Consider the following 16253-nt stretch of genomic DNA (forward strand, 5'->3'; position numbering starts at 1 on the left):
CGGCTGCGCCGGCCCCCCTGTCTGTCCCTCGCCGCCCTGATGGTCGCTCTCCGCGGACGTGGGCCACTGTGCCGCCGTAGCAGGCGATGCAGGCTGATACGCGGGCGGCAACGGCGGAAGCCCACCCTGCGGCAACGGCGGCGGAGCCCACGCCGGAGGCGCGTCCTGCACCGCGTCGTCTGCCCCCGAACCAAGCCCCGGCACTACGTCCTGAGGTTCGGCGTCCTGACGCCCCGCGTCCCGAGGCGCCGCGTCCAGAGGCCCTGCATCCTGAGGCCCTGCATCCTGGGGCCCTGTGTCCTGAGGTTCCGCGTCCTGAGGTTCCGCCTCCGCAGGCTCACCCTGCCCCGGCTGAGCGTCCTCCGGCTCGGCATCGTCACCCGGCGGGGCATCCTCGGGCTCCGCGTCCTGGGGCTCCAGGTCCCTCGCAGGAACAGCGTCCTTGACCTCGTCGTCCTCGGCCTCGGCATCCTCGCCAGAACCCGCGGGAACGACATCAACCTGGGGGAGTTCGGCAACGTCAGCGGACTCGTCCACGACGTCGCGGACGTCGCCTTCGTCGTGCTCCGCCTCGCCGGCCCCCTCGGCCAAATCCTCCGAGGACGCCCCCTCAAACTCTTCCTCTTCGTCTACGCCATCGACGCCACCGTCGCTCGACCCACTGCCGAAGGCCGACACCTCAACAGCATCCGAGTCGTCAACGGCATCCGAGTCGTCACCAACACCCGAGTCGTCACCAACATCGGAGCTGGCGTCAGCGGCAGCTGCGACCTCATCGGAGCGGAGTGAGTCGCCCCCGTCCTCAAGCCCAGCGCTCTCTTCAGCCGAGTCGACGGAGACATCGCCAGCCGACTCCTCGACGACAGACTCATCGACAGCCGCCGATTCATGGACAACCGCTGAACCGTCGCCAGCCTCCGAGCCCTCGGCCTCCGCAGCCCGCTCCTGAATCTCCCTCTTAAGAGCGACAGCGGAAATCCGCATGGTGGCGCCACTCTCCAGATCGCCATTTTCCGCGCCCTCCGCCTCGCCCTCGTCGGGAGCATCGGCAACGGGAGCCGGAGGCACAGGCGCAGCCCACGGAGCCTGAAAGCCGCCCCCTACAGGCAGATTGGGCAAGGCGGTTGGACTACCGGCGTCAGCGGCAGGCGCCCCGGCCGACGCATCGGATGTACGCCACCCCGGCTCGAACCCGCCCCCCACCGGCAACTTGGGCACAGCTCCCGGACCACCAACAGCCGACGAACCCTCGGCAGTAGAAGCCCCCTCCGCAGCCGCCGAACTGTCGTCAGCCGCAGCCTCCTCAGCCGTACCCGTCCCCTCCGCCAACGGAGCAACGGGAGTGTCGGGGGAACCGAGAGGACCAGCGGAATCAGGAGAGGTGGCCGAAAACGGGTAAGCCGGAGAAACTGGAGAAGAGGATGCCTCCTCCGAACTACCCGACGCATTCTGCGTATACCAGGCAGGCGGCGCGTAATCGATGGTGAACTCGCCCGTCGTCTCGACGGCAGACTCGGCGTCGGACTGGTCATCGCCGGGTGTGGCCCAGCCCCCGCGGATCCCGTCCCGATCGCTGTTCACAATTCCTCCTGGTGTGGTCGAGCACCGTCATGCCGTGCTGGGGCGACCGTTCTAGTCGACCGAGGCCGTCTGATCCACCCGGCTCTCCCCCTGTGACGCGGCCGACCCGCCCACGGGTTCTCCTGCCGCACCCCACCCAGCCTAATCACCACAACAACCCCCACGGCAGGCCCGCCCACACTCGGCACCTACCCACTACGTCACACTCCGCCCCAGAAGTGACTTACGCGATCAACGAATTGGCGAACAACCGCGCAAAAGGCGAACATCGAACCGCCCGGGACCCGCGTTCAAACCGCCCGAGTCCGTTCCAAGGTTCGCAAATCCAAACCCTCAGTCCATCCTTCGTGGCGTACCCAACAATCCGGTCTCGGCGTCCGTCGGCTGCGTCATCACGTACTGCCGGTCACGATCGCTGCACCAGAGGGTGAGGCCGTCGGAGAGACCGGGCAAGGACTCCACCTCGGGTCGCGGCAGCGCCATCGTGCGGCCGAGCTCCGCCGCCTCGTCCGGCGAGACTCTCTGTACGCCGACGAGGTGCGCCTGCCGCACGAGTCGCGGAGCCACCGGGCTGAGGTACGGCAGCAGGGTCAGCACCGACTGCCAGGGCCCGGAGACGACCCGGCCGCGCGGCGGCCGCATACCGCAGTCCCGGACCACCAGCACGGGCGTTCCGGCCGAAGTGCCCTGCGGCGGCACCCGCCCGACGTCATACACGGCCAGCCCGTTCTGCCCGCCGCCCATGGCGTGCACCATCTGTATCCAGGCCTGCGGCCGCCCCGTCTCCACGGCCACCCGCGCGCCCGTCGCCGCCGCCCTGAGCGCGATGACCTGCACGGTCCACAGCCCGCCGATGAGGACGACGTCGTACGGAGTCGGCCGATTGAGCCCCAACACCGCGGGGCGCCCCTCCGCGTCCACGCCGATGACGACGCCGTCGTCTCCGATGGGGAGAGCGAGGGCGTCCAGCTGGTCGACGGACAGGGAGTGGCGAGCGTGCCGCGGTCCGATCAACCCGAGGCCGCTGCGCAGGAGTTCGCGCGCCCGCTCGGGGACAGAGGGCCGCGGCTGGACGCGACCGGTGGCCGCCTGTCCCACGCGTGTGGGCATCGATGTCACCGGGCACCTCCGAGGGGCAGAGTGGCGAGCATGCCGGGTACCTGCTCCCGGTCGAGACGGGCGAGCCCCGTGCCCGTGTGCCGGGCCGCTCCCTGCAACGCGCGCCGGGCGGCGACGAGTTCGTCGTCACTGCGCCCGGTCACCCGCAGGTGCCCGCTCATGGATACCTCCTGCCGCTCCCCGTGCGTCAGCGTGAGGCTGAAGGTGGTGGCGAGCGCGGGGACGGCCGTCACGAGTGCGAGCAGCTGCGGCAGCGACGGCGCTCTCTCGCCGCCCAGCGTGGGCCACCTGCGGATCCAGTACGTGGTGTGTCTGCGGTTGTCGCAGCGCCAGCTCCGGCCCGTCTCCTCGGTCCGCCGCTCCCGCGTCTCCGCGCGCCCGGCCTCCGCCGTCACCAGCGGGTTTGCGCAGGCAGAGGTGGCGATGGCGGAGGTCAGCTCCTCCTCGTCGAGGAGCCTCACCCGGAACCCGGCACCGGTCAGCCGGCTCGCGAGATGATCGGCGGCACGCACGGCACACTTCTGCGCCCCGACGAGACCGCCCCCGCGCGCGGCCACGGCCTCCGGGCACAGCTCCGGGTCGAGCTTCAACGCGATCCACGTGATCCGCACGGCCGGCGCACCCGTCTGCTCCTGCAGGGGCGCGTAGTTGGCGACGGCCACGGACTGCTGGGGCAGATGAATCGCGGGCGCGGGCTGGGTGTGCAGCACGACCTGCGCCGACTCCAGCCGGATCCCGTCCACCTCCAGGGCGTCGTGGACCAGGGAGATCGGCAGCGGCTGCCGGTTCCGCTCGGCCCGTACCGCGGTGGCGTCGGCCTCGACCTGCAGGACCGCGGTGACGAACGTGCCGTCCCCGATGATTCCGACGGGCCGGCGGTCACGGCTGGCGTACGTGTACGTCCGCAGACTCGGGTCGCACTCCACGGCCGGCGCGAGCCCCGGCTCCGTGCCCTCCGGTATCGGCGTACTCGCTGCCCGGCGCCGCCGTGCTTTCAACGCTCGTGCCGTGGCCAGCCATTCGGGGAGGGAGCGGCCGCGGCGACGAACGAAGGAGAGCAGCACCAGGCAGACGGCGATGACGGCCGCAGGCACCAGGGCCACAGGATCGATCACCCATCCGACAAGCAGGATGGCGGCCGCGATCTCGAACAGTACGAAGCGTTGCAGCCGGAATGCCCCGACCTGACCTGAACGCACTCTGAAGTGGAGCGCTCCCGGCGAGGCCGGCCCCTGCGCCGGTGTCTGCCGGGGCCCCGACGAGCCCGGTGTCCGTGATCGGTCACGGGACCGGGTCCGCGTTCCGGATGCCATCACTCCAACCCCCCGTTTTGCTCACAACTCGCTGATATTTCCGCACGGCACAAGGCCCTTGAGAGCCCGGGTACCCTACCCGCTCCACAAGTCCCCACAGACAACAGGCATAGTAGGGGGCCGCTCTGACATCGAAGGCGGGGGCCAGGTCGCCCCGGCGAGCGCGGACCATGTGAACACGGGGAGAGACAGGCACAGATGGCTTCTCGGCGCGACCAGCTCAATGCCTACACCTTCGCGAAGCGCCGCATGCTCGCGGCCTTTCTGCAGCCGTCACCCGACGGCTCGGAGGAGGGGGCGCCCCGCCCGCTGCGCTCGATCCTTCCCGGCGTCATCGTGGGCGTGATCGTCCTCGCCGTATTCGGGGCGTGGGGCATGTTCAAGCCCACCGCACCCAAGGGCTGGAACGAGCCCAAGGCCAAGGTGATCGTCGCCAGCGACTCGACCACGCGCTACGTCGTCCTGAAGACCGGCAAGCAGGTCCAGCTGCACCCTGTCCTCAACATGGCGTCCGCCAAGCTGCTCCTAGACGAGGGCCAGGGCGATGTGGTGACCGTCGAGGAATCCGTCCTCGACAACGGCAAGATCCCGCACGGCGTCACCATCGGCATCCCGTACGCTCCCGACCGCCTCCCCTCGGCGTCCGAGGCGGGCAGCGAGAAGCGCTGGGCGGTCTGCGAACGCCCCAGCGTGGGCGGCGAGTCCATCCAGAAGGCGGCCCTGGTCCTTGCCTCCCGCGACATGAAGGCGACCGAGGGCAAGGGAGAGAAACTGGCGGGCGGTCAACTCCTCTACGTGGCAGGCCCGGACGGGGACCGCTATGTAGTGGACGCGAGCGGACGGTCGTACCCCATCGGCACGAGCGACGAACTGCTGCTGCGCGCCGTCGTCGGCTCCGGCAGGCAGCCGCAGAAGGTGTCCAAGGAATGGCTGGACACCCTGCACCGGGGCGACCCGATCTCCTTCCCCGAGATCACCGGCCAGGTGGGCACCGCGGCCGACGCCCCCGGTCAGCTGGACGAGACGACCGACAAGGTCGGCATGGTGCTCAAGGCGTCCGACCTCAACAGCGACCAGTACTACGTGGTGCTGCCCGGCCGAGTCGCACCCGTCTCGGCCTTCGTCGCCCAACTCCTGCTGTTCAGTGAGGACTTGGCCTCTCTTGGCCAGGCCGGTCGGGCCAAGGAGATGAGCCCCGGCGCGATCGTCCCGGGCAAGCCGTTCGGCACGGAGTACACCTGGCCGACCGAGGACCCCCAGCCCGTCAACGAGGCCTCCGGAGCGGCAGGCAGCCGCAGCACCGTCTGCAACGTCCTGCGCGACGTGAAGGCCGGTTCGGGCGCCACGACCCTGAGCACCTGGGCGGGCACGGACTTCCCGGCCAAGCTGCCCACCGGCTCCTCCAGCGCGTACGTCACGCCCGGTTCCGGCCAGCTCTACCGCCAGTTCCAGGGCGAGGAGACCAAGGCCGGCCCAGTCTTCCTCGTCACCGACACGGGCCTGCGCTATGTCCTGCAGTCCAACGCCGACAGCGGCACGGACGACGCCGGCATCGGTACGACGGACAAGGACCGTGAGCAGGCCCAGCAGGAGGCCGAACAGGCCCAGATCCGGCTGGGCTACAAGGACGTCGACGCCGCGCCGATCCCCGCCGCCTGGTCGGAGTTCCTGCCCACGGGCCCACGTCTTTCGACGACGGCGGCACGCCAGCCGCAGGGTTCCTGAGGGGCGCGGACATGCGACCTATGAAGACGGTGCTGGCCGCGACCCTGCTCACCACGTTCACGACGGCCCCGGTGGTCGTCGCGCCCCCCGCGGCGGCGGCCGGCCTCCCGTACTCGGACCAGTGCCAGTTCCCCAACGGCAAATACCCGGGCCGTCCCTGGTCCCTGCAGCGCGTCCTCCTGGACGAGTTGTGGAGTCAGTCGAAGGGCAAGGGCGTACGGGTCGCGGTGATCGATACCGGCGTGGACGTGACGAATCCGCAGCTCAAGGACGCGGTCGACGCGAAGAGCGGCCGCAACTTCCTGGACAAGAACCTCAAGGACGACAACGGCAACCCGATCGAGTGGGGCAGGGCGAACGGCACCAAGGACGCCGTCGGCCACGGCACCAAGGTCGCCGGCATCATCGCGGCCCGCCCCGCCGCCGGCACCGGCTTCGTGGGCCTGGCGCCCGAAGCGACGATCATCCCGATCCAGCAGAACGACGCGGAGGGCCACGGCACCGCCGACACCCTGGTGCAGGCGATCCGATACGCCATCCAGGCCGGGGCCGACGTCATCAACATCTCCCAGGACACCTCGAACGCGGTAAAGCCGACGTCCAACCTGGAAGTGGCGATCAACGAAGCCCTGGCCCAGGACATCGTCGTCGTGGCCTCGGCAGGCAACGACGGCCTCGGCGGCAACGACAAGAAGACGTACCCCGCGTCTTACAAGGGCGTCCTCGCGGTAGCGTCCTCGGACCGCAACAACGAACGCGCCCCCTTCTCCCAATCCGGCGACTTCGTCGGAGTGGCAGCCCCCGGCGTCGACATGATCTCCACAGTCCCCAAGGACGGCCACTGCTCCGACAACGGCACGAGCTTCTCGGCGCCGTACGTCGCCGGCGTCGCAGCCCTGATCAAGGCCAAGCACCCGACGTGGACGGCCCAGCAGATCGTCGCCCAGATCGAACAGACAGCGGAGCGCACGATCGGAGGTCACGACCGCTTGGTCGGCTGGGGAGTCATTGACCCGGTCAGGGCCCTGACGGAGGACGAACAGCCCCTGGAGTCCCCCAACCCCCAGCAGGGCTTGAGCAAGCCGGAAGCCCCGGCTGCGGCCAAGTTCCAGACGGGCGAAACGGCTGAGGAACGTAACGCTCGGCTTGCCACGTATGTGGCCGTGGGAGCGGTGGTTCTTGTGGCGGGTCTCGGGGGTACGGCGGTGGCTATTCGGGATGCGCGGAGGCGGGGGCGGCGGGTTGTGGGGGTGGAGTAGGTGACGCGCGGGGTATCGCGAGTCTCCAGTGACGCCCACGACGCACATCATTCACTCTTACGGGAGAGCCGATGACAACGCCAGGCGCCGCAGCCTGGGCGGATGCCCTGACCATGTACGAGCGGCGTTACTCAATCGTCGCCGTGGGACCGCGCCACCACGAGGACTGGGTACTGGACGCCGCGGCTCTGCTGCGCAAAGAGACGACGGACCCCCGTTCCTGGAAGTCGCTGGCCTTCTACGAGGAGGGCGACGAGGAATGGAGCCCGGACCGACTCGTGCCCTTCCTGCCCCCGGACTCCGACTGGCGATCCAGACTCCGGAACATTCCTCGCTCGTCGGCCGAGCAACTCCTGGTCGCGATTACGACCAATTGGCTTGATGTGACCAAGGAACCGGACTTCGAAGACCGCCGCCCCGGGCTCGAAGAGAAGGCGCACCTCCTCCTGGACCGTTTTCCCCCTCCAACTGCCCAGTTCTTCACCAACGGCTGGTATGGGGCAGGGGACCCACCGGACTTCGACCTCCCCATCGCCGGCTGTGACCCTGTCAGCGAACACGACTGGGACGTGGGTCTGCTCGCGGTGTCCGACAGCGAACTCGGTGTCTTCTGGTCCTTCGACGCGACCTTAAGGGGGTGTGGCGAGCGTTGACCACATACATCGGGGCAGTGTTCAATAACGGGTTTATCTCACGATTGCTCGACATGTCTCTCCGTGTGAACGCATCGGAGAACGAGGACTTCGATCATGAAGTTGCTCGTCTCTGCCGGAGCATGGCGCGTAGCCAGGGTGCCGCTTGGATGCTGCCGCTGGCCACTGCCGCAGCCCTCGTGGATCTTGTCGCAGAGGTGTTGGCGAGTCCCGTGCGATCTCGGCTTCCGGCTGGCTTCGAGAAGAGGCTGACCCTCGCTGCGGGCAGCCGGTCGGTGGAGGACTATCTGTCGAGCGCTGCATTGGCCATTCGTAAAGTCGGCCGTAAGGGTATCCCTGATTTTGAGGAGCTTCCCATGGCTCCGTGGGAAATCTCTCTTGCATTTTCCGAACTCATGGATTTCGAATACTGGGTGGAAACCGACGAATTTGAAACACTCGACGAGTGTCTGCGGGCCGGGTTCGACAGCATGCACCCGGGAGAATGTGCGAGCAGAGCCACAGCTCTCATCGCCCAAGCGCAAGAGGTCTTGCTTCTCTTCCCGAATCCGGATGCGCTGAGGTCGACGCTTGCCCCCGGCATCTCTTGGGCGTCCCGCAACGTCATGTTGGAGATCGTTGGAAAAGGGAGCGAGCATCTCGCTGAAGGGCATGGGGTAACGTGACTTGAGTGTCGAGGATTCGGCTGCTTTACAAGCGCATGTGGCAGCTGTAAAACAGCCCTGGAGGATGGTCTGGAGTAGCCCTTCATCGTGCTGACGGTCGGCTCCCCCAAGGGGTATTGAGGCAGGTGGTTAACGTGAGCCCATTCCTCTCTTCGCTCTTGTCGGACGGCCCAGCCGTGCACCTCCTGGATATTGCTATCGCGGCTCAGGAGGCCAATTACCTGTTCGGGTTCGATGTGATCCTCATGGACGAGGGGGCGGAGGATTTTGCGACCGCCGTGCGTACCCATGTGACGAGCGGGCATCCCTATTCGCCTGGCGCGAGATCTGCCACCTCTGCGCGAAGCTCTGCAGCCGTCCCAGAGCAGCCATGAGCATGGCTGATAGCTTTCTCCATGATCCAGTAAGGACGACCGGCTCAGTCAGCGGAGCTCGCAGGGTGGGGGAGCGGATGCGCCAGTACGACCGACTGGACGAGCAGCCATGGTGGACGCCGCTCACCCGCCTGTGGTGCGGCGCAGCGGTGCTGGGCATCGGGGCGAGCCTCTGGGCGTTCTGGCTCACCTACGACGACGCGCGTGACCGTGCCGCCAGCGAACGGCAGATCGCCGAGGCCTGCGGCGGACTCGTTTCCGGCGAGGACCTGATGGACCTGCGCGGGGGCATGGTCAGGGCGAAGCCGGACACCAGCAGAGAGGTCGACCCGCAGTACCCGCCGGGCGTGTGCCGGATCTATCGCGTCCCCGAACCGGGGAAGTCGGACGGATTGCTCACCCTCGCCCTGCGGACAATCTCCGAAACGACGCCGCTGCACTCCGTGGGGGACGACATCGGCTCGGAACCCTTCGACTACTTCGGGCACGAGGAACAGGCCGAGGACGAGGGGGATGTGACCCGCCAGGCCGACCGCACCGAAGGTCAGCCGCTGGGCGACGGCACCCTCGGTGTCTACGGCGCCGACTTCGTCACCGTACGGGCCGACTGCGCTCCGGCCGCTTCGGATTCGGTCCCGGACCTGCTGACCGTCACGGCACGCGCCGACTACGAAGAGGTGTCCGACGAGGACGTCTCGCGACTGGCCGACATCACGCACAAAGCCGCGGCGGCGGCAGCCGGCGAACTCGGTTGCGACGTCCGCCTCCGCGCCCTTCCCACCAACCTGGATCCCGTGAGCCGGACACTCAAGACGGCGACAGCCGCGCACGACTCCTGCGCCTGGTACAGCCGTTACATCAAACACTCCGGGCGAGGCCACCTCCCCGACCGCGCGCTGGAGGTCCCCACAGCTTCCCGCAGCACCGAGGAACCTTGCCTGCTGGCCGTGAGCCCCGCAGCCGTCCGCGCCATGAGGAACCTGACCGGCGAGGGGCTCAAGTACGCAGACAGCGCGCTCACGCATTTCCCTTGGTGGATGCGGACAGTCTCGTACTTCGGCCCGGATGCGCGCTCGGTCGGCTACGACGACGCTTTCAATGGCGACGGGCACCTCGAAGCCGGGACGGCAGGCATCAACGAAGGCGCCGAGGTCCTGTGGGCCTCCTCCACCTGTCAGGGCAAGCCCGCCCTACACACCCTGACCATCAGCTACACCTACGGCCTCGTCATCCTCGACCGGGCGAAGAGTCTCTTCCGCGCCTACGTCGACGACATCGCCGAGCGACGTGACTGCATGGACGTGAGGTTCCCCACCGACAAGGACTTCGACGGACACTGACCAGCTGGCGGGCAGCGCCTTGGCCATCGCGGAGTTGGGCATGGAGGTCGACCCACCGGACCCTCAACCCACGGCGGCGTGAGGTGACCTGGCCAATGGGTTAATCCCGTTCGCGTGCGCCTGGCGCAACACCGTCGGCGGGGCGCTGGGTTTCGGTCAGCTTGGCGAAGAGTTCCGTGGTGTCGACCTACGGTGCGCAAGCGTGGACTGGGCGAAAGGGTTCGCCCTATGTGCGGGAGTAACCCGGCGAGGTGAGGGCTCGGTGAGGGTTGCCGGGGGAGCAGCCGCGGGCGCGCGTTGGCATCGCAAAGGTTGCGGCGCGCGAGGCGGACAACTCCTTGGAGGGAAGTCTTGCCATGGGGCGTGAGGAAGCTGAGCGAGGGCGGCGTGCCCAATATTCAGGCGTTTCGGGGGAGTTGAGAGGTGGCTGATTGACGCCGCCTCGACAACTTCGTAACTGATCTAACACAAAGCTCAGTTGGGCTCGATTTACACAATGACTACAGTGGTCATCGAGTGTGTCGATCAGGTCACTGCCTGCACGGCGCTCGTCAGCTTACAAGCGGGGAACGGGGAGGGAAGGCATGCTGCCTGCGGAGGGCCTCAAGGTCGGCTTGGAGGCGCTCGGAACCTTCAAGAAGCGTGTGGATGCGGTGCTTTCCACCCTGGAGGGCTCGCCTGCCAGCCCTCAGAAGATCGCGGCGCATGCTCTCTCGGCGGCATCGTTCAGTGGTGCGGGCGGCTTCGCCGAGGCGAAGGGCCTCCACAGCCAGTACGAGCGCGTCCATGAACGCCTCACCACACTCTCCAAGAACCTGGGGCTTCAGATTGAGGCGATGCAGATCGCCGTCATGGGCGCGGACGGCAACTTCAGCAACGTCGAAGAGGAGCAACGGCAGCGGTTCTGGGAGATCCAGACTGGAATCGGCCGTCAGCAGGCGGAAGCGGAGCGGGAGAGGGCTACGGCGGAGGCTGCGAAGCGGGAGAAGGCTGAGGCGGAGGCTGCAAGGGATGGCCAGGCCGGGCCGAAGGACAACAACGAGACGGCAGGGGGCTCGTACTGATGAGCGGCGAGCAGGAGCAGCAGGTCCCGCATCAGGTGGAAAGAGAGCAAGCCGCTCGGCAGGTCAACGTCATCGACATGGTGAACGGTGCGACAGGGGTGGGCCAGTGGCTCCCCTTTGGCTGGAAGCTCCCCCGCGTCTTCGGCAAGACGAACTTCGAAGGCCACGACCTGAACGCCATGATCGACATGGTCGAGTCGGCGAAACCGGAGGACTTGGAAACGGCAGGCACCGCTCTGCTGAACGCCCAGACCGCCATCGAGGACGCCGCTGGGGAACTCGAGGGCCACATCAGCCGGGTCGACTGGGAGGGCGAGTCCGGCGAGGCCTTCCGTAAGTGGGGCGCCAAACTCGTTACCCACGCACGCCAACTCGCCGACTTCGCAGAGGCCGCCGGGACCCAGATGACGGCATCAGCCACGGGCCTCGCCTCCGTACGCAGCGCCATGCCGCCCCGCGACACCCGGCTGGACCCCAAGACGGTCGCGGACATTCCGACGCCCAAGCGAGTTGAAGGCAACGAGGAGTACGCGGCGGCCCTCAACGCCGAGAAGGATCGCCAAGAGGCGATCAACCAGATGAACCGGCTGGCGTCCTTCTACGAGGTGTCGGAGACGACGCTGGCGCAGCAGGAGCCTCCTACGTTTGAGCCTATGCCGGATGTGGGGGTGCCTAAGCCGCAGAACAGGGCCCCTGTCTGGGGCGCTGAAGTGCAAGGTGGCGAGGTGCTTGGGGCTGCTCATGAGTCAGGAGTGGCGGGACAAGACTCGTCGGGCACCGGGGCACGCCAATCCCGTTCGGGAGACGTCACCCCGCCGCTCAAGGACGTGGACGGCTCGTCCATCTCCTCGGGTGGGAACGTAGGTACGGAGATCGACAGCGTAGGCATTCTGTCACCTCAGGAAGCCACGCGGCAGACGACTAATTCGCCGCAGCCGGTTACCAGTTCAGGCGGCCCCAGCGGAGGGTCGCCTCTGCCCTTCGCCTCGGGAGCGGTTCCTCCTGCCCGTGGCGGGCAGATCGGCCGCACCTCGGGAGTCGGTGGAACGACCGGAAATAGGCCCCCGATCTCGGCTCAGGGTCGTGCAGGGGCTCCCGGCGGCACTGTTGGTGGGCGTGGTGCCACGGGTCCGATCTCGGCTCAGGGTCGTGCAGGCGCTCTCGGCGGCACAGCCGGCGAGCGCGGTGCTGCGGGTCCAATGGGTCGTGCCGCGGCTACAGGACCGTCGGGGGTTCGCGCCGGTGGCACGACGACTGGCAACTCTCCCGTGGGCCGAGGCATTTCCGGCGGAACACCCCGCCCCATAGGGGGAACGGCGAACGGCCGTGCTGGTGGCATGGGCCCGACAGGGGCAGCGCACGGCAACGGCGTCGTCGGAGGAAAGCCGATCAGTGGTGCCGCTCCGGGATCAACCAGTTCCAGCGTTCCCCGAGGGACGGTCGTCGGTGCCGAGAGCAGTAGCGGTTCCCGTTCACCGGTCGGAAAGATCGAGCAGCGAGGGGTCATCGGGGCGCCGCAGGCCGCGCCCGGCGCTGGTCCGGTGCGGCCTGTCCGCCCCACTGCCAGCAATCCGAACGGAGTTGTTGGGACACCCAAGGGGCGAGTTCGGGAAGGCAGAAACGGCGGATCCGCGGGGGCCAGTGCTGGAGTCCCACAAGGGCCGAGGGCGAGTCGGCGCAATACCAACCGGGAGAACCGCCAGGACCAACGCCAGCCCGAGACTCAGCGACGCAACGCGCCGCCAGCGATTGACTGAACACGAGCGAGGATCAACAGAGGCATGACAGCGACCAGCCCCCGTGGCAGATGGACTGCGCTCTTCGCAGGACGTGCCGGAAGACGCGCGTCCATAGTCAGCGCGGCACTCGGCGCTTTCGCCATTGCGTCTTCCGGGCTGGCTCCGAGCGTGGCTGCCGCCGATGTCCAATCACAACAGTGGTATTTGGACGCGATGGACGCCGACGGCATGTGGAAAACCAGCACGGGTAAAGGTGTCAAAGTCGCCGTGTTGGACACCGGAGTGAATCCCAACACCTCGTCGCTGAAGGGCCAGGTGCTGGAAGATGAAGTGCCACAGGCGGTCTCGTACAATGCCACCAAGGATTTCGACGGCCATGGCACCAGCATGGCGGAATTGATTGCCGGTACTGGGGCAGAAAGCGGCCTGCAGGGGTTGGCACCTGGTGCGAAGATCGTCCCCTACCGGGTGCTCACCAAGGGTGTGGGGAACGCCTCCGACAAGAAGAAGACTCCTTCGGTCGAGGACGCGATCAGGGCTGCGGCGGACACTGATGCTCAGATCATCAGCATGTCCTTCGGTGGAGACACCATCGATCCGGACGAGGAGGAGGCGGTCAAGTATGCCCAATCAAAGGGCAAGTTGATGCTCGCCGGTACCGGCAACGACGCTGAATCCAAAAATTTCATCGGCTATCCGGCCGCCTATCCTTATGTCGTCGGGGTTGCTGCCTCAGACGAGAAAGGAAAGGTTGGAAAGTTCTCGGAGCACGGCCACTATGTTGATCTGGCGGCTCCCGGCCTCAATGTGCCCGCGTGGTGCGACGCGACGTTCCAATCGTACTGCGTCCAAAAGGGCACAAGTATGGCCACCGCCATCGCCTCGGCCTCCGCCGCCCTCATCTGGTCGGCCCACCCCGACTGGACTGCCAACCAGGTCCTCCGCAGCTTGATCGACACCGCAGGCCGTACCTGGCCGAAGGGCGAGCGGAGCAGCTACCTTGGCTATGGTCTGATGCGTCCTCGCAAGGTCCTGGAAAACAGCAGTATCAATCCAGGACCGGCCAACACGGACCCCCTCAGTTTCGAGAACAGTATTGGCGTCGAGGAAGCGTCCCCCTCGACCTCTCCCTCACCTTCCACGTCCGCCCCGTCGCAAGCACCGCAGAACACTTCAGGCGGCGGGACTTCAGCTGCAAGATCAAGCTCGGAGACGTCCGACAACACTGTGTTGTGGGTAGCCCTTGGAGCTGCCGGGGCTCTGGCGGTGATCGGAGGCGGTGCCTTCGCCGTGGTTCGTTCACGGCGCGGCGCATGACGAATCACTCGGGATTGAACCCGTCGCACACAACGGTTCCGGCGCAGGCCAACCACAGCTGCGCGGAAGTGCGACGACCAGCGCACCACCATTCGGTGACGCGCGCAGCAATGAACCACAGCTCTCAGGAAAGGGAGTGCCGAAATGGCGGACCGCGTTCTTAATGACAGCGACGTACAGAGGCTTCAGACGGAGGTCGTCGATCGATACGACAACATCAGGGCATCGCTTGCGAAGCTGCAGGGCACGATCGACATGATCGAGAAGGCCTGGAGGGGACAGGGTGCCCAGGCGTTCAACGTGAAGCAGACGGAAATCAACCAGCACATGGTCGCGATCGGCAAGATGCTCGACGACTTCCTCGAGGGCATCAACCTGAACAAGACCGACAAGCGCAACCTCGAAGCCCAGATCGAGGCCGACCTCAGGCGGATCTCGGTAGACGATCTCGGTGGAAAGACCTCGGCGCTCAACAGCTACTGAGGAGCCATCGGCGGCATTGAGTCGCACTGTTGTCCGGGCTGCGCAGTCCGGCTGAATCTTCACAGAAGCGAGGGAAACATGTCCGGAGTCCACTACGACGAACTTGCCGTTACGTACGGCACCATGGACGCGCTTGCCACCGAGCTGGGCAATCAGGCCAAGAAGCTCGAGGAGGACCTCGAGGCCCTGAAGCAGGCCGTGCTCAACGTGTCCTCGGGCTGGGGCGGCGAGGCGTACCAGGAGTTCCAGAAGAAGTCCAAGGAGTGGGACACGCACGCCCGCGGCATCCACCAGGCCCTGGTCAACATCTCGCAGCGGGTCCAGACGGCCGGCGGTGACTACCGGGGCGGCGACCTGAAGGGCGCGAGCTACTTCCAGTAGGAGCGCGCGGTTTACAGAAACAGGGTGGGCATGCACGGGAGGTGCCCACCCTGTGCCGTATGGCGAGCTGTCCACCCGGGCGCGTTATTTCGGCAGTGGCATTCCGCCTCGCCAGGGGCTCAGCGCAATCGCCCGTCGGCCAGCGCACCAGTGAACCGACCCCACGCCTCACCGTGGTCCACGGCAACTCAGGGCGCTTGGAGTCGCGTACAGCTATGAGGGGGCCGTTCTTGGCAACCTCGACGCATGCGTGGCCTAATGCGCAGCTCGATGCGGTCGCGGTGATCGGCCAGCCAGGCAGCCAGGTGCGGACTTGGCGGGAGCGGTGGGCAGAGTGACCGTCCACGACGAGGTGTACCTTGCGGTCGAAGTGGCCTACGAGCCGGTCGAGGAAGCAGCACATGACGTCGGCGTCGAGGGTCTCGGTGAAGACATGAAGTGTATGTGGCCCTTGGTGCTGATCGCGGACATTGCGTTGACCGAGAACCGGTTGCCCGTGCGGCGCACGACGGCGAGCACCTCCCAGCCCTCGGCCTTCGACTCACTGAGAAGGTACCTCCCTCGGTAGGCCCGCCTCCGAAGCGCAATCTGCCTCTTGGGCCACCCTGCGGGAGATGGAATTCAGGATCACTATACGATCCTTGTTTACGTTGTCGCCTCGCATCTTGTTGGCGACTGAAAAAAGCTCGGCCTTCACATATTTCGTGTCACCGACGTATGCGTCTTTAGTTGGCGCTTTGGTGGTGCACTGAAAAAAGAGATCTGCCCCGCTGGGGCCCACTTGTGCATAGACGCCAAGTGGGTATCTGGCCTTACCGCCGCTGGATTCCTTTTCAGAGGCCGAGGGGTAGCTGCGGGATGCCGAGAACCGGATCTCGAGAAGCGGCTCCCCGCTGTCGTCACCGGTCTTATACACCCAGCATGCGCTCCGCTTTCGGTACTCGTCGTGCAGATTTTTGATCGCGTTCCTCAAGGAAAAAGCGGTGGGATTGCCTGCCTCATTGGTTGCCGTGGACTCGTCGAACTGATCCGTACCGGCCAGGCGTTGCAACGCTGCCGCAGCCGAGGTGTCGAGCGTTCCATCGCAGACCTTGCTCGCCGCGATGCCCGTACTCGACTCCTCGGGTTCGTTGTTACTGGAGTTGTTGCTGCAAGCCCCGACAAGAAGCGCCACAGCTGTGATAGCCAGAGCTCTCTTGCAAGCACTACATCCTGAGATTCGCCGCACTTCCTGTCCCAA

At 66.5% G+C, this 16253-nt stretch carries 15 protein-coding genes and 1 pseudogene; 11 read left to right on the forward strand and 5 right to left on the reverse strand.

All coding sequences use genetic code 11. The annotated features are described in order from the left end of the window. Nucleotides 1-39: 39 nt before the first annotated feature. Nucleotides 40-789 carry a hypothetical protein gene (locus ACFYO0_RS45395; RefSeq protein ID WP_388688107.1) on the forward strand — a complete coding sequence of 250 codons (750 nt, stop codon included), beginning with the start codon at nt 40-42 and terminating at the stop codon, nt 787-789. 711 nt (nt 790-1500) lie between these two features. Here the strand turns inward: ACFYO0_RS45395 and ACFYO0_RS45400 are convergent. The 3 genes and pseudogenes from ACFYO0_RS45400 to eccE form a co-directional block, all read right to left on the reverse strand. Further along, a pseudogene (locus ACFYO0_RS45400) lies at nt 1501-1581 on the reverse strand (SCO5717 family growth-regulating ATPase); the annotation flags it as partial. A gap of 333 nt (nt 1582-1914) precedes the next feature. Continuing rightward, nucleotides 1915-2691 carry a hypothetical protein gene (locus tag ACFYO0_RS45405; protein ID WP_388688025.1) on the reverse strand — a complete coding sequence of 259 codons (777 nt, stop codon included), beginning with the start codon at nt 2689-2691 and terminating at the stop codon, nt 1915-1917. 5 nt (nt 2692-2696) lie between these two features. Continuing rightward, nucleotides 2697-4013, reverse strand: coding sequence for a type VII secretion protein EccE (gene eccE, locus ACFYO0_RS45410; protein WP_388688028.1), 1317 nt, complete (start codon nt 4011-4013; stop codon nt 2697-2699). A 198-nt stretch (nt 4014-4211) separates the two neighbouring features. On the opposite strand from eccE, the gene eccB reads away from it, so the two are divergent. The 9 genes from eccB (at nt 4212) to ACFYO0_RS45455 (ending at nt 15013) form a co-directional block, all read left to right on the forward strand. After that, nucleotides 4212-5738 carry a type VII secretion protein EccB gene (gene eccB / locus ACFYO0_RS45415; RefSeq protein ID WP_388688032.1) on the forward strand — a complete coding sequence of 509 codons (1527 nt, stop codon included), beginning with the start codon at nt 4212-4214 and terminating at the stop codon, nt 5736-5738. A gap of 20 nt (nt 5739-5758) precedes the next feature. Then, nucleotides 5759-6997: a type VII secretion-associated serine protease mycosin gene (gene mycP / locus ACFYO0_RS45420; protein ID WP_388688104.1), complete on the forward strand. Its 1239-nt coding sequence runs from the start codon at nt 5759-5761 to the stop codon at nt 6995-6997. A 71-nt stretch (nt 6998-7068) separates the two neighbouring features. Further along, on the forward strand, nt 7069-7650 hold the full coding sequence (locus ACFYO0_RS45425; RefSeq protein ID WP_388688035.1) for a hypothetical protein: 582 nt from the start codon (nt 7069-7071) through the stop codon (nt 7648-7650). Then, complete coding sequence (locus tag ACFYO0_RS45430; RefSeq protein ID WP_388688038.1) at nt 7647-8315, forward strand: hypothetical protein; 669 nt, start codon at nt 7647-7649, stop codon at nt 8313-8315. Before ACFYO0_RS45425 ends, ACFYO0_RS45430 begins: the two co-directional genes overlap by 4 nt. 451 nt (nt 8316-8766) lie before the next feature. After that, entirely contained in the window at nt 8767-10029 is a 1263-nt protein-coding gene (locus ACFYO0_RS45435; protein WP_388688041.1) for a hypothetical protein, read from the forward strand. 584 nt (nt 10030-10613) lie between these two features. Further along, nucleotides 10614-11093: a hypothetical protein gene (locus ACFYO0_RS45440; RefSeq protein WP_388688044.1), complete on the forward strand. Its 480-nt coding sequence runs from the start codon at nt 10614-10616 to the stop codon at nt 11091-11093. Nucleotides 11094-13000: 1907 nt separating this feature from the next. Then, nucleotides 13001-14149 carry a S8 family serine peptidase gene (locus ACFYO0_RS45445; protein ID WP_388688047.1) on the forward strand — a complete coding sequence of 383 codons (1149 nt, stop codon included), beginning with the start codon at nt 13001-13003 and terminating at the stop codon, nt 14147-14149. Nucleotides 14150-14293: 144 nt separating this feature from the next. Continuing rightward, nucleotides 14294-14632, forward strand: coding sequence for a WXG100 family type VII secretion target (locus ACFYO0_RS45450; protein ID WP_388688049.1), 339 nt, complete (start codon nt 14294-14296; stop codon nt 14630-14632). Between the two features lie 78 nt (nt 14633-14710). Next, on the forward strand, nt 14711-15013 hold the full coding sequence (locus ACFYO0_RS45455) for a WXG100 family type VII secretion target (protein ID WP_386350033.1): 303 nt from the start codon (nt 14711-14713) through the stop codon (nt 15011-15013). Here the strand turns inward: ACFYO0_RS45455 and ACFYO0_RS45460 are convergent. Further along, nucleotides 14934-15416, reverse strand: a complete 483-nt coding sequence (locus ACFYO0_RS45460; protein ID WP_388688052.1) for a DUF397 domain-containing protein — start codon at nt 15414-15416, stop codon at nt 14934-14936. The genes ACFYO0_RS45455 and ACFYO0_RS45460 overlap by 80 nt on opposite strands. Between ACFYO0_RS45460 and ACFYO0_RS45465 the strand changes: the two genes are divergently transcribed. After that, entirely contained in the window at nt 15348-15581 is a 234-nt protein-coding gene (locus tag ACFYO0_RS45465; protein WP_388688110.1) for a hypothetical protein, read from the forward strand. The genes ACFYO0_RS45460 and ACFYO0_RS45465 overlap by 69 nt on opposite strands. Here the strand turns inward: ACFYO0_RS45465 and ACFYO0_RS45470 are convergent. Further along, a complete protein-coding gene (locus ACFYO0_RS45470; RefSeq protein ID WP_388688055.1) occupies nt 15555-16187 on the reverse strand; it encodes a hypothetical protein in 633 nt (210 codons plus the stop codon). The two genes, ACFYO0_RS45465 and ACFYO0_RS45470, sit on opposite strands and share 27 nt — an antisense overlap. Between the last annotated feature and the right edge of the window lie 66 nt (nt 16188-16253).

Source organism: Streptomyces sp. NPDC006365, from assembly GCF_042870755.1.
In the GTDB taxonomy this organism is placed as follows: domain Bacteria; phylum Actinomycetota; class Actinomycetes; order Streptomycetales; family Streptomycetaceae; genus Streptomyces; species Streptomyces xiangluensis.